Raw genomic sequence first — 13333 nt, 5'->3', positions numbered from 1 at the left:
TTTATGCCATCAAGCTATCAAGAAATTATTCGGTCATATAAAAGGAAAAATGTGGGTACACGGCAGCCCTTCAGGGGAGACTTCAAGTCGCTTATCAAAGAAATTTCATGAGATTTAGAGGGGGCCCTTACGCCAGCCTACGAAAAAGAAGTTTCTTAACTTAATGACAGCCCGGCTGGGGCAACCCTGATAAACCGATAACCTGACAGTTCTGGTCTGCGCCCCCAACCAAAAATCCCCCCTTCGTGGTATCCCCGATTTTTTATTATATCAGATTTTATAAATACTTTCAAACCGCACGACTATCTACAATTACAACCACGCACCACGCACTAAAATCAACTGCATGTCCACGATTCAGCCCACCAACTCTTCAGAACGTCATTCATTGCTGGATGCCCTACGAGGCTTTGCTTTGTTAGGTATTCTTTTTGCAAACATGCCCATCCATTCAGGATATTTCCTGTTGTCTGAACAAGGCCACCATGCCCTCGGCACTTTTCCTGAAGACACCGTGGTTGAATGGATCGAGCACTTCCTGATCGATGGTAAATTCTATTCCCTGTTCTCCATGCTTTTCGGGATTGGCTTTGGGCTGCAGATGCAAAGATCAGCCCTGCAGGACAGTAAGTTCCTGCCACGGTTTTCAAGACGGCTGCTGATCATGTTCATTCTCGGACTGCTGCACGCGGTGTTTTTATTTGTAGGCGATATCCTTACCGTGTACGCCATCACTGCGGTCTTCCTGTTACTGTTCCGTAATTCCACAGATAAGACGGTATTGCGCATGGCGATATTCATGATGATACTTCCGGTGATCCAGTATGCGATCATGCTGGGCGTTCATCTGGCTAACCCACCAGCTCCCGCGCCTCCGCCTGAAGGTCCCTCTTTCTTTGATATCGTGATCGACACCTATCGCAGAGGATATTATCCAGATATCATGAAGATGAACATGGGCGGACTGGTGATCGGGCGTTACCCCGACCTTCTCTTCACCGGCCGCTTCTTCCGGGTGCTGGCCATGTTCCTGATCGGCTTTTACATTGCCCGACATACCATCTATGCAAAAGTGCAGGAGAATCGCCCACTGATACGCAAAGTGATGGTCCTTGGTGCCGTGATCGGAATCCCCTGTAATATTATCCTGGCTGTGATGATGACAAAGGGTTCATATTACGAGCTTGAACCGCTCGGCATCATTCAGCCAATGGTATATGCATTCGGCGTACCAGCACTTTGCCTTTTCTATGCAGCCGGCTTTGCGCTGCTTTTTGAAAAGCAGGAGTGGAGAAAAAGGCTGATGGTTTTTGCACCATTGGGACAGATGGCACTGACGAATTATCTTCTGCAATCGCTTATTTGCGTGTTCATCTTTATGGGTTATGGAATGGGAATGGAAGCAAAGATCGGCCCTGCCAGGCTTTCACTGATAGCAGTGGGTATTTACCTGTTCCAGGTGGCCTTCAGCCATATCTGGATGCGGTATTTTCGCTTTGGTCCGGTGGAGTGGGTGTGGCGGTCGGCGACTTATTTGAAATGGCAGCCGTTGCGGAAGTGAGGGGTTAGTGGTCAGGTGAAGGGACAAGAAAGGTCCAGGGATTAAATTAAAGGTTCTGATCTGGCTGATCATCGGAGGAAATTTTGCAATTGCTTCATATCATCCGTTCTCTGAGGGGTGCTTTCTTAGCAGGAATATGGTGATTTGTTTTTGGAATAACTATCTTCCTGAAAAAGATAAACATAAAGAGATCCGCGCTAGCGGATAAGAAGCAAAAGAATGAACGGCTTAGTTCATTCACTGTGGTCCCTCCGATGTAACTCCCGCTTTTTTGATGGGATCAACCTCGCATCAATTCTATTATAGAAAAACTCCGAACAGAATGTTCGAAGTTTTTGTGATCCCGCTGGGACTCGAACCCAGGGCCCATACATTAAAAGTGTATTGCTCTACCAACTGAGCTACGGAATCATTTCCTTAAAAAAGGGAGGCAAAGATCAGGATTTCTATCATGAAAACCAAAAAATTACAACCGAAATAATCAAAACGTGCAACGTTTGATAATCCCGCCTTGTCCACACCCCATTAAATACACGCCAGTGCTGTATTTAACCAAAACTCAACCTTACCATGACTTCCACACACAAACGTTTCAAAACCGCCGGGAGATGCTTTTTCTTACTGGCCTGTCTGTTTTCGGCAAGCTTTCTATTCGCACAGAAATCACCATTTTCCGTCGCATTAACAACCGGAGTAGCATTCCCGACAGGAAAATTCGCTGGAAAAGAATTCCAGCCAATCAACGCAATGCCGAACGAGAATGGCGCTGCCAGGCCCGGACTAAATACAAACCTGCAGATCAATGCCCGCATCTCTCACGGATTTTTTATAACGCTGAAAGGAGGGATCTCGAAATATAACCGTGATACCGACAAGGCCCAGGAGCTATATGATATGCTTTACGGTCCGGGGAAAACAAAACTGAAATCAGAGCGATGGGAGGTAATAAAGTTACTGGCGGGACCATCACTCCATCTGCCTGTCGGAAATAAGCTGTCTTTCAGAACAGGTATTGCCGCTGGCATCACGAACACATCAGTACCCTCATACAAAAATGAACACTCTGCGCAGCCAGGTCAGTCGGCGTTGACTTCCAGGTACGATTACGATGTTGACCTCTCAACTGCATTTGCCTACCAGGCAAATGCAGGACTCGGTTATAAAATAGGACAACAACTCTCCCTTCTCTTTGATGTCACATACTTTGGAGCTAAGGCAAAAGGGACACAGATAATATATCCGATCACTGGTGGTCCGGGCCCGGGCCCCGGAATGCAGCCAACACCAGAACCGATCTATCTTCATCATAAATACCCTTTAAACGCAATTACAGCCCTGATTGGACTGGAATGGCAGTTCTGAGAAGAACAACCCGCCACATCCGTCACGAGCGCTTAATCCGGGTTTTAGAACCAGGGGCCTTCGACGGCTGTTCTTTTATTGCCAGCTCCATCTGGATATTACAACGCTCATAAGGGGAGGGGCGCCCGGTAAGTTTTACAAACCCCAGCTTATCATACAACCGGATAGCCGGTTTTAATAACGTATTGCTTTCAAGATATATCCGCGAAGCGCCTTCTGATTTTGCTTTTTCAATGGCAGCAAGGCCCAATTTATAACCGATATGATGCCCCTGGAACTTCGGCGATACCGCCATCTTTGCCAGCTCAAAATCAAAATCAGGATCATTCATCTTCACCAGTGCACATACGCCAGCGGGTTCTCCGTTATAAAGTGCGACAAGGATAAATCCTCCTTTATCGAGTATATAACCTTTGGGATTATCCAATGCCTTATAATCCGCAGCTTCCATTTTAAAATAACGTGAGATCCATTCTTCATTCATGTCGCGGAATGCTTTCCGGTATGCTGGTTTGTAGTCGACGATCTCTACATTTTTGCTTTCGCGGCGCTTGCGATGTTCCTGCACCCGTTCGAATAATGACTTTTGTTCAAGCAGGTATTCTCATTCCGCAAGCGCCTTCCACAGGTCATAGGTGGCCTGTGATGACAATTCATCGACGGCACTATTGATATCAAGATACTGATCCTGGATCTTCACAGAGATTTCTCTTCCTTTTTTTGAGAGGGATGCGACCGTACGGCGGGCGTCAGCTTTATCTTTTTTCTCCGTCACGATACCGTTCCCGGACATCTCTGCGATGATCTTACTGACCGATGCGTGTGAATGACCGATCTCCCGGGCGATCTCCGTGATGGCCTTATCGCCATCTTCCGCGAGTAAATAAAATACAGGAAACCATTTGGGATTCAGCGCAACATCGTACATCTCATAGATCCGGGACGCATCAGCAACCATCTTTTCTGTTAAGATCCTCATCCGGCTGCCGAGGGCAAGCTTACCAACACGATTAAAGAAATCCATATTACGTAGTTTATTATGTAACCAGTTACGCAAATGTAGGGTTTTCCTCTTTTCCCACTCTGAAAGGGGAAGAATAATTCGTATTAATTAATAGAAAACGAGATCGGCTGCAGGCGGTAAGCATTTACATTCCGGCCAAACTGTACTGCCGGATTCCACTTCGGTGAACTCCGGATCACCCTCATCGCTTCCTGCTCCATTCCAAAGCCGAAATTCGTTAAAGGTTTGAGTTCTTTGACATTTCCATCAGTGGCAACAACGAACTGGATCAGGACCGTATATACACCAGCCTTAGCACCTTTGCTGATAGGAACCTGGGGGTTTAACTTCTGCTGGACATAGCTGCGCCACGCGCCGTCACCTTCTTTAAATGTGGCTTCGCGCTCTGTGCAAAGCTCTGCTGCAATGTCTTTGCCCTGCTCGTCATAGCACTTGCATTTTTCGTCAACGATCCTGTTGTTCTCATACTGCACAGACGCGCGGATCTTTCCACCAGGGTAGAAATAGGTCCACCTGCCAGTCCGTATCGTATCTGACTGAATGTATCCTTCGATCATTGGCTGGTGTTCAGCTCCCTTATACCAACTGTAATACCGGCCGGTTCCCTGTTTATCGAGGTTGAACGAATCCGACAGATTTCCTTCATTATTCCAACCAAGCGCAATGCCTGTCCGGATGCCATTAGTATAGAAAGATGAATCCTGCAACTGCCCGTTCTCGTGATAATTCAGCCAGATGCCGTCCTTTACACCATTGTTGAAATGGTAGATATAACGAAGCTTACCTCCTTCATAATACCATATATGTTCTCCCTCCCTGACAGTGCATTCCTCATCGCGGAACAGTCCTTTTGTAATCAGTTTATTTGTACGCGCAGAAAAAACTTCCCGGTACCATTTACCATCGCGGGGCTCTTTTACACTGGTATAATAAGGCGCTTCTTTTGTAGGTCGAAGACCGTAGGATAGAAATTGCTCCGTTTTTTGCGCGTTTACCTGCGCTATAAAAGCAAAAGCAAGCATAGAGGTGGCAATGATCTTCATAATGGCAATTATATAAGATCAAATTAAGAGAAAGCTATCTATTCTCCAACTATTGCATAGCATTGTCGTTTACGATATTGAATGAGTTTTCATTTGCTACGTTCAAAATGTTGCTTCAAGCCCATCTCCTCCCGCTCTGTTTCACCGGGCGGGCTATGTCATTAGGTTAAGAAACTTCTTTTTCTATACTGGGGTAATGCCCCCTCTAAATCTCCCCTTCGGGCTGCCGTGTACCCACATTTTCCCTTTTATATGACCGAATAATTTCTTGATAGCTTAATGGCGTAGGGGAACGCGGCGGACGCGGCGATACGCGACGTACGCAGCGGAAACAGCCATAGCAGACGTTGTATTCGCCGCGCGCGTTGCGTATCGCCGCGTCCGTCGCGTTCCCCTACGCCATTCAAATACTTATGGGTACACGCTAGCCTGAAGGGGGAGATTTAGAGAGGCCCTTACGCCAACCTGACTTCACGCACTACACGAAAAAATGAAGATTCCTTAATGACGTTGAGTGGCCGGGATGACCCCATGTTATCTGCTCAACCAAAAGACATTGCATTGCATAGCCCTGTGCAGCTCAGCTGATCTTTTTGTAGTACGCATCCACAAACCGGTTAAATCCGCGGTTCTTCATGATCACCTTATCAAACAACCATATTCCGATCACGGCGCAAAGAATTCCCGCCAGCACATCAAGTACATAGTGATGGCTTGTATACACAGCGGCAAACCAGATGCCCACTGTCACTGCCATGAACACAATGTTGAAATAACCGATCTTCTTTTTGAAACCATAATACACCACGATCAGCGGATAGGCTGAATGAAGCGAGGGCATCGCGGCAAAAACGTTAGAGCTTTTTGCATAGATCGATTGGAAAATGTTTACATCGAAGTAGTCGTCAAAGCGATCAAGACCGGCTGTACTGCCGGGTGTATTGAGGTCAGCGATCAATCCATGTTCCTGTATATACCACGGCGGTGCCGCAGGGTAGGTGTAGTAGCCGATAAATCCTACAAGGTTCACTATCACAAATGCAAAGCTGAACTGGAGGAAGAGCCGGCGGTTGGTGAAGAACAGATATGTCCCGAAGGCCAGCGGCACAGGGATCCAGCAGAGATAGAACAACCCGCTCATGATATCAAGCGCGTTGTTCGTATGCAGGAGGAAAAATTCGTTTGGCGTAAGTATTTCATTCCCATAACGGATCCCGAATAAAGCTTTTTCCGCTGCATGAAGACTACCGGTATGCACGTCCGCAAAAAGATAATTGGGGAATGCTTTCATGTAGTCAAACAGGATCCAGTAAACTATAAAAACTGAAAAGCCGATGATGAACTTTCTTGTATATCCGGAAGCATAATACAAGCCATTGAATAACACGACAAGAAATACCTGGTCGGATTTAAACCCAACAAGTATTGCAGATAACAAAAGATATGCTGCGGAAAGGAGTGTGGTGATCAATAGGTCCCTGGGGGTGAATAAACCCGGCTTCCCCTGGATATTCTTCATGCTTTTTGCTTCTTCTTCGGAAAACCTGAACGGAATATTTCATCCCAAAGGGAGGTGCTCACACCATAGCCTTTTGATGAATCGTCATAATGATGCAGCATGTGATGCTGCTTTACCCTTTTCATCAGGGAACTTTTGAAATTATAGTGATGCATTGCGTAATGCATCATATCGTAGACCAGGTAGCCGGTCAGGAAGCCCGGAAAGAAAGCCCACAGATACGCTTTGTCTTTAAAGAACAGCATGAACAGAAAGTAAAAGCCAACAGCCAGCGGGATACTTGCTGAAGGAGGCATCACCAGACGTTTGGCATCCTTCGGATAATCATGATGAACGCCGTGAAAAATGAAATGAAGACGAAGACCCCATTTCGACTTCGGTACAAAATGGAATACCCATCTGTGTAATACATATTCCGTGATGGTCCAGATACCGAGACCGCCGAGGAAGCAAAGGGCAAACATGCCGATATTCATCTGCGGTTGAGTCAAAGACAGGTACGATACGTAAATTATTACAGGAACGTACACAAACAACGGCACAGAAAAGTGAACTTTGGAAAGGCTTTCCATAAAGCTACTTTTGAACATCCGGATGGATTCGCTGGAATTGGAGATATAGTTCTTCTTCATGATCAGTTTTATTTTACAGCCCCGGCTTACTTCAGCACTTTCTTCCTTTCGACCACTTCAGCACCCGTGGCAGGATCTGTTCCTTTTACTTCAAAATACTCGATATTGGGCGACCAGAACGTTCCTCCTTTATTGATCTTGATAAAAATACTGTTCAGGATCACCATCTTCTCATTGATCGGTGCAAATACATGATACTTTCCGTCAGCCGCCTTAATGAGATACATCGCATACTTGGAATAAGACACAAAATTAAGCTTGTACTTACCATCATCCGTCTTTTTCGCCTTGATACCGTAGGCAAATTTACGTTGTATAAAGCTTAGCTCCTCTTTTTGCCCTTTTTCTCCGTAACGGATCCAGTATACGTGGATCGGGTCATCCTCATCCAGCTTGCCATTCTCTGTATTTACATCACAAATGATTGTATTTGTGTTCGGTGTCCGTTGTAAGTAGAACATCTGGTCACTGCTTGCCGGGGGAGTTGGAAAACCTTCCTGCGCCGATGCTAAAAATCCCCAGCAAATGAACAGGGCTAGAAGGCCCTTTTTACGTAACATGATTATATCCTTTTATTGTAATATTTCCGCTCTTGGAATATAAAAGTCCAAAGTATAAATTTAAAAAAACAGCCATTTGGAGTGTCTGAACAACCTGTTATTTTACAATTTCCGGCTTCGAAGGTTTGGTCAGCCCGGATTTTTTTACTTTTTAATTTTGACTTTTTACTTAATTCCATCCAGCGCTTTCTGCGCGTCCAGCAATCTTTTTATAGCTGTAATATTGGTCAGTACAGCCATTATGGTAATAGGAATGGTGAATACCGACATCGTTTCGAAGATGGGGATCGGCAACCAGTCTACAGCTATTTTGTAATTCCCTCCGATGATCCCGCCGGTGATCCCACAAGCAATGGCAGACACACCGGTAAGCACGACGCGCTCCGGACGCTGCATCAATCCTCCTTTATTCTCTACGCCAAGCCCTTCACTTCTTGCCCTTGTATAGCTTACCATCATCGATCCGATCAGGGCAATGAAAGCGAAGATCGAACTGAGAAAATAGTGATGAGCTACCAGGTAATAGCAAATGCCGAGGAACATGATGCATTCGCTGTACCTGTCAAGTACGGAATCAAACAATGCCCCGAACTTGGAGCTCATATTACCCAGCCTCGCCACCTGGCCGTCAAGCATGTCAAACAACCCTGCAAATAGGATCAGTCCGCCGGCCCAGCCGACATAGGAAAGATCCCCGCGATGGCCTTTCTCGCCACCTTCGATAAAAATGATCGCCACTCCGATATTCAGGATCAGCCCCGTGATCGTAACCTTGTTGGGCGTAAATCCGATCCTGATCAGTCCCTTAACCAAAGGGTTAATGATAACATAAATTCCTTTCTGCAAACGGTCCCTTGTGCTGGGCATTTTTTGTTGGTTTTGGATCGTTAGAATTCAAATCTCACACGGCCCCGGATGCCCCATTTCGGCACGTCCGGGTGCTCCATATAGCTTAACCTTCTCACCACATCCAGTCTGAGTAATTTGAAGATGTTTCCAATACCCACGCTCGCTTCCATATATGGTTTACCGTCAAGCGTAAAGGTAGTGGGATTACCTAAATCATCCGTTGGAAAACGAAGCGTATTCGGATTGGATTTCGGATCATTCTCATCACGCATGCCGCCATAAAGGAATTTAAAGCTTGCTACCTCACGCAACTTCAGTTTTTTCAGCAATGGGATCTTATTAAAAATAAATCCATTGAAATAGTATTCAGTATTCACAGATACATAACGGTCACTCACAAACTCCATAAAGTTCATCATGTTGAATGAATAGAACTGGTAAGAGTAGCTCTGATTCGCACGGTGAATATTCAGCAGGGGATAGGGCACTTTGCCAAATGTATAACCGCCTTCTACGACAACATCTGCAAATCCGAATTGCGACAGATAGAAACGTTTGAATGCGCTCGTTGTGATATTCTGATAATTATATTGACCACCAAGCATTCCTTTTACACCCGCAATAAACCTCGCTCTGAAGATCGGGTACTTATTGAAGATCGGTATACGGTAGTTTTTACCCTGGTAGAACTGTTCGTTAGGAGCCCAGCGAATCTCTGCTGACAGCTCGGATGTCGTAAGACTTGGGATCGTATCAAAGCCGCCACCGGGCTTAGGTTGATCATAAATGATATTACCCGCGGGGATCTGCTCCCAGCGTTTAAAGCCAAATTCATAGGAAATGTTCTTTCCGAACTCTCTTACGTAATCAGCCCTGGCGATCCTGTTATACAGCCACTTATTGTTATCGCCCCGTTTGAATGAAAGCAGGAAGTTGTCTTCCGCTACAAACTGCAGCTCCTGTCCCGGGATCTTTGTATCATACTGGTAGCTCAGGCGCAGATAGTTCAGCGGGAAAGAATAGATCGATTTATGATTAAATGAGTACGTTCCTGATAAATAATATTTCCACTTCTTATCCTTAAAACCGTAGGCCACATAGTTCTCAAAATAGAGATTCGGGCTCAGCTTTGTTGTTGTACGTCCGCCCGCTCTCAGGCGGAATCCTTCAACAGGGTTGAAACTGTAGAATGCGTTCACCGGACCGACTTCATATATACCGAACGATTTGTAACCTGCAAGCAGAAGGGTGGCCCAATCCATCAGTCTGCGGTAAGATTTCATTTTTACAAGGCTATCCATGTTGGTATAGACCGTAGATTCCGTTTCACTCAGCGGTTTATGCCTGTTCGTTAACCAGAAACTATCATTGAGCTGAGTGGTATTTTTTGCAACGATCAGATCCCGGCCCTGGTAAACAGAGTCCGCGGCGGGTTGATTGATCGTAAAGTTCTTGAATGAAACGGTCCTTTCCCCAAGAATACCTCCGTCAGCTTTCTTGCTTAATGCGAATTCCGAAAGCATGTTGCTCATGATCACATGATAGCGGCCATCAGGCCCCCTTTCGAAGTCCTGGTTGATACGGAGTTCCCTTGACCAGTTCAGGTTTGCATTCTTGCTAACGGCCATCGAGATCTTCTGTACGGCATAGTTGCCATCCAGCGTTACGAACAAAGAACCACGGAACAGCAGGTCGTTCAGGTTTCTTGGTGTGAATGCAAGCTGGATCAGTTTGATGCCATCCAGCTCAACAGTATCACGGATATAAAAACGGTAGAAGGTAGGAGCTCCATCGGCAATAGGACTCAGGAACTGGTTACCCAATATCCCGATATTATTCTGATAGATATCGATGTCCGCATACATGCTGCTCAGGTAACGGCTGATCCCGTCGTTATCGATGAACTCACCCAGGTTTACTTTCTTCTTTGCGAGAACGTAAGTTTTTTCTTTGGAAGGATCCTTGCGGAAATATTTTTGTGAGAGTTCTTCTTCAAGATAGATCGGAAGCAGTGCTTTGCCTTCTATTTTGGAAGAATCGGAATTATCAAGCAGGAACTGGAAATTCTTAAAGAGTTTGTTCTTTAATAATTTTTCCGGCTTATTGGTAAGAGATAATTCCATTTTTTCATACTGCTGATATTCGACATAATCGTATGCAGAAATGCGGTTCTCTTTTTTGTGTTCTACGATCAGGCGGATCAGGTCAACAGCAGGATTATTCCTGTTGCTGTACTTACCACGTTTGGTATTACGAACAGTAACACCACTCATTTCAGAGAGCTCCAGTTCGATATTGAGTTCATGCTCTTTACCAGACTGGATCGTACGTTCAACAGTTTTGTAACCACCATACGAAAAAGTTATGACGGTTAATTTTGGATTGGTAGTGGAAAGCGAGTAACTTCCATTCTCACCGCTGATCACACCTTTCGCACCTTTGAAGTAAACACTTACAAAGGGTAATGGAGAACCTGTGGATGCATCACGTATTACACCGGTAACGGTTGTGACAGGTTGTGCCTGTAACAGGGTAGTTGTGAATGCCAGCAAAAAAAGAAACCACACCTCCTTGAGTCTCATCCGCTTCATCTTTACTTAGTATTATTCAAAAAAACAAATCTTTTCTGTAAGGGATAATTCCAGCCTACGGCCACTGTTAATGAAGTGACCACCTTCGCCAATATATAATGAACGCCCAACTGCTTTGTCAGCAGGTACAGGCCAGTTGCATTCAAGATCAGGTTTCCCAGCCAAACTAACAAGTACCTCCATGCCTGTTTACGTGCCTGTCCTTCCGTTGCTTTGAATACCCAGGTTCTTCCAATGATAAAATTGATCACTCCTCCACACACAGTACCCGTCACTCCAGCCCATACCACATCGGCACGAAATAGCTGAACAAGCACGATAGTGATCAGATAATCAATAAGGGAAGCAATCAGGGAAGCTACATTAGCCTTCAGAAAAACTTTCATATCAGACCGGACAATTTGCCGTCCGCCAGGTAAATCACGACCTGGAGAACGATGAATGCGTATATTCCTGCCAGCACATCATCTGCCATTACGCCCCATCCACCTGGTAGATCTTCAGCTTTTCTGATACCTAAGGGTTTAAGAATATCAAAAAAACGAAATAGCACAAATCCTATCAACGCGAATATCAATTCAACGGGTGCCCATGCCAGCGTGATCATCATTCCCGCCACTTCATCCACTACAACTTTACTGCTGTCATGCCCCCACGTACTTTCCACATTATTTGAACTCCAGACACCTAAGAGCAGTATGGCCAATGCCAAAACGATCGACCATACTGTCGTAGTGTTACCGGTAATTAACAGCCAGACCACGCAATAAGCGGCGGCAGCTACGCTTCCGCCACCTTTACCCATGTATCCTATGCCACAGGTGGCAATGGCTTTTGCCAGTTTGATCATAAAATTTCGTCAACCAGTTCCTGATAGTAATCCAGGCCCAGGTGCGTGATCAGATCTTCGCCCATCAAATGACGAAGTGTATTCTGCATTTTGATCAGTTGTTTAAAAATATCATGCTCAGGACGCAGGCCTTCCGCAGTCTGTGGAGATTTCAGGTAGAAAGACAACCACTCCTGTATTCCGGACATGTCTGCACGTTTTGCCAGATCGATGAACAGCGCCAGATCGAGTACGATCGGTGCAGCCAGGATAGAATCGCGGCAAAGGAAGTTCACCTTGATCTGCATCTGATAGCCCATCCAACCGAAGATGTCAATATTATCCCAGCTCTCTTTGTTATCACCATGAGGAGGATAATAGTTGATACGTACTTTATGATAGATATCGCCATACAGTTCTGGATTATCTTCTGGTTTGAAGATGTCTTCCAGTACGCCGAGTTTTGATACTTCTTTTGTTTTGAAGTTATCCGGGTCATCCAGTACCAGACCATCGCGGTTACCAAGGATATTTGTAGAGAACCATCCTGATACGCCGAGTGCACGTGCGTACAGGCCCGGAGCAAGGATCGTTTTCATTAAAGTCTGACCGGTCTTGAAGTCTTTACCAGCGATAGGAGTGCTGGTTTGTTTAGACAGTTCAACCAGTGCGGGAATATCACAAGTCAGGTTAGGAGCACCGTTTGCGAAAGGAACACCCAGTTTGATCGCCGCATAAGCATAGATCATGCTTGGAGAAATGTTCGGGTCGTTATCTTTCAGGCCCTGTTCGAATGCTTCGATAGTGTTGTGTACTTCGGATGCTTCGAAATAGATCTCTGTTGATCCGCACCATACCATTACTACACGGTCCAGGTCATTTGCTTCCTTGAAGTTCTCGATATCATTCATCACCTGTTTAGCCAGGTCCATTTTGTCAGTACCAGTTTTGATATAAGTACCGTCGAGGTTTTTTACAAATGTTCTGTCAAACACTGCCTTCATCGGGCGGATAGCCTCGAGTTCAGCTTTGATCTGGAACAGCATGTTTGCGTCAAGTACTTTTGCATGCATAGCTGCCTGGTACACGTTATCTTCATAAAGATCCCATCCACCGAAAACGATATCCTGCAGGTTGGCAAGAGGTACGAAATCTTTAATAAGTGGGTTGCGGTTCTCCGTTCTTTTGCCCAGGCGAATGTTGCCCATCTGGCTTACCGATCCGATCGGCTTTGCCAAACCTTTATTAATAGCGATCACACCGGCCATAAACGTTGTGGCCACGGCGCCCATTCCGGGGGTCAGGATCCCCAGTTTCCCTTCTGCTTTCCGTATTTGCTGACTCATGTTTGGTTGTGTTTTAA

General features: G+C 45.6%; 13 protein-coding genes and 1 tRNA gene. 2 read left to right on the top strand and 12 right to left on the bottom strand.

The features are described from left to right. Positions 1-346: 346 nt before the first annotated feature. The gene (locus LZZ85_RS05195; RefSeq protein WP_237869222.1) at positions 347-1561 is read left to right on the top strand and encodes a DUF418 domain-containing protein; all 1215 of its coding nucleotides are present in this window, start codon (positions 347-349) and stop codon (positions 1559-1561) included. 338 nt (positions 1562-1899) lie between these two features. Here the strand turns inward: LZZ85_RS05195 and LZZ85_RS05190 are convergent. After that, a tRNA-Lys gene (locus LZZ85_RS05190) sits at positions 1900-1972 on the bottom strand. A gap of 159 nt (positions 1973-2131) precedes the next feature. On the opposite strand from LZZ85_RS05190, the gene LZZ85_RS05185 reads away from it, so the two are divergent. Continuing rightward, the gene (locus LZZ85_RS05185; RefSeq protein ID WP_237869220.1) at positions 2132-2923 is read left to right on the top strand and encodes an outer membrane beta-barrel protein; all 792 of its coding nucleotides are present in this window, start codon (positions 2132-2134) and stop codon (positions 2921-2923) included. Between the two features lie 22 nt (positions 2924-2945). Here LZZ85_RS05185 and LZZ85_RS05180 read toward each other — a convergent pair whose 3' ends face one another. The 11 genes from LZZ85_RS05180 to LZZ85_RS05130 all read right to left on the bottom strand — a co-directional run bounded on the left by LZZ85_RS05180 (position 2946) and on the right by LZZ85_RS05130 (position 13316). Next, the gene (locus tag LZZ85_RS05180; RefSeq protein ID WP_237869218.1) at positions 2946-3491 is read right to left on the bottom strand and encodes a GNAT family N-acetyltransferase; all 546 of its coding nucleotides are present in this window, start codon (positions 3489-3491) and stop codon (positions 2946-2948) included. Positions 3492-3527: 36 nt separating this feature from the next. Then, a complete protein-coding gene (locus LZZ85_RS05175; protein ID WP_237869216.1) occupies positions 3528-3947 on the bottom strand; it encodes a MarR family winged helix-turn-helix transcriptional regulator in 420 nt (139 codons plus the stop codon). A gap of 83 nt (positions 3948-4030) precedes the next feature. Continuing rightward, entirely contained in the window at positions 4031-4990 is a 960-nt protein-coding gene (locus LZZ85_RS05170; RefSeq protein ID WP_237869214.1) for an energy transducer TonB, read from the bottom strand. 580 nt (positions 4991-5570) lie between these two features. After that, the gene (locus LZZ85_RS05165; protein ID WP_237869206.1) at positions 5571-6509 is read right to left on the bottom strand and encodes a phosphatase PAP2 family protein; all 939 of its coding nucleotides are present in this window, start codon (positions 6507-6509) and stop codon (positions 5571-5573) included. Beyond that, positions 6506-7141 (bottom strand): sterol desaturase family protein, encoded by a 636-nt coding sequence (locus LZZ85_RS05160; RefSeq protein ID WP_237869204.1) that lies wholly within the window; start codon positions 7139-7141, stop codon positions 6506-6508. Before LZZ85_RS05160 ends, LZZ85_RS05165 begins: the two co-directional genes overlap by 4 nt. A gap of 26 nt (positions 7142-7167) precedes the next feature. Further along, entirely contained in the window at positions 7168-7701 is a 534-nt protein-coding gene (locus LZZ85_RS05155; protein ID WP_237869195.1) for a DUF4833 domain-containing protein, read from the bottom strand. A 165-nt stretch (positions 7702-7866) separates the two neighbouring features. Further along, positions 7867-8568, bottom strand: coding sequence for a CDP-alcohol phosphatidyltransferase family protein (locus tag LZZ85_RS05150; protein WP_237869193.1), 702 nt, complete (start codon positions 8566-8568; stop codon positions 7867-7869). A gap of 20 nt (positions 8569-8588) precedes the next feature. Continuing rightward, complete coding sequence (locus LZZ85_RS05145) at positions 8589-11132, bottom strand: DUF5686 and carboxypeptidase-like regulatory domain-containing protein (protein WP_237869191.1); 2544 nt, start codon at positions 11130-11132, stop codon at positions 8589-8591. Between the two features lie 11 nt (positions 11133-11143). Next, positions 11144-11527: a GtrA family protein gene (locus LZZ85_RS05140; protein WP_237869189.1), complete on the bottom strand. Its 384-nt coding sequence runs from the start codon at positions 11525-11527 to the stop codon at positions 11144-11146. Then, positions 11524-11991, bottom strand: a complete 468-nt coding sequence (locus LZZ85_RS05135) for a phosphatidylglycerophosphatase A family protein (protein ID WP_237869187.1) — start codon at positions 11989-11991, stop codon at positions 11524-11526. The genes LZZ85_RS05140 and LZZ85_RS05135 overlap by 4 nt, the downstream gene beginning before the upstream one ends. Beyond that, entirely contained in the window at positions 11988-13316 is a 1329-nt protein-coding gene (locus tag LZZ85_RS05130; protein WP_237869185.1) for an inositol-3-phosphate synthase, read from the bottom strand. The genes LZZ85_RS05135 and LZZ85_RS05130 overlap by 4 nt, the downstream gene beginning before the upstream one ends. Positions 13317-13333: the final 17 nt, after the last annotated feature.

Origin of the sequence: Terrimonas ginsenosidimutans (genome assembly GCF_022012415.1) — a bacterium.
Lineage (GTDB): Bacteria > Bacteroidota > Bacteroidia > Chitinophagales > Chitinophagaceae > Terrimonas_A > Terrimonas_A ginsenosidimutans.
The sequence above is the reverse complement of the archived record's forward strand: the minus strand, read 5'-3'. Positions and strand labels throughout refer to the sequence as shown.

Coding starts and splice junctions, on each gene's coding strand:
- LZZ85_RS05155 (WP_237869195.1), bottom strand. CDS start 7,701: ATGTTACGTAAAAAGGGCCTTCTAGCCCTGTTCATTTGCTGGGGATTT.
- LZZ85_RS05140 (WP_237869189.1), bottom strand. CDS start 11,527: ATGAAAGTTTTTCTGAAGGCTAATGTAGCTTCCCTGATTGCTTCCCTT.
- LZZ85_RS05135 (WP_237869187.1), bottom strand. CDS start 11,991: ATGATCAAACTGGCAAAAGCCATTGCCACCTGTGGCATAGGATACATG.
- LZZ85_RS05160 (WP_237869204.1), bottom strand. CDS start 7,141: ATGAAGAAGAACTATATCTCCAATTCCAGCGAATCCATCCGGATGTTC.
- LZZ85_RS05130 (WP_237869185.1), bottom strand. CDS start 13,316: ATGAGTCAGCAAATACGGAAAGCAGAAGGGAAACTGGGGATCCTGACC.
- LZZ85_RS05150 (WP_237869193.1), bottom strand. CDS start 8,568: ATGCCCAGCACAAGGGACCGTTTGCAGAAAGGAATTTATGTTATCATT.
- LZZ85_RS05165 (WP_237869206.1), bottom strand. CDS start 6,509: ATGAAGAATATCCAGGGGAAGCCGGGTTTATTCACCCCCAGGGACCTA.
- LZZ85_RS05145 (WP_237869191.1), bottom strand. CDS start 11,132: ATGAGACTCAAGGAGGTGTGGTTTCTTTTTTTGCTGGCATTCACAACT.
- LZZ85_RS05195 (WP_237869222.1), top strand. CDS start 347: ATGTCCACGATTCAGCCCACCAACTCTTCAGAACGTCATTCATTGCTG.
- LZZ85_RS05170 (WP_237869214.1), bottom strand. CDS start 4,990: ATGAAGATCATTGCCACCTCTATGCTTGCTTTTGCTTTTATAGCGCAG.
- LZZ85_RS05175 (WP_237869216.1), bottom strand. CDS start 3,947: ATGGATTTCTTTAATCGTGTTGGTAAGCTTGCCCTCGGCAGCCGGATG.
- LZZ85_RS05185 (WP_237869220.1), top strand. CDS start 2,132: ATGACTTCCACACACAAACGTTTCAAAACCGCCGGGAGATGCTTTTTC.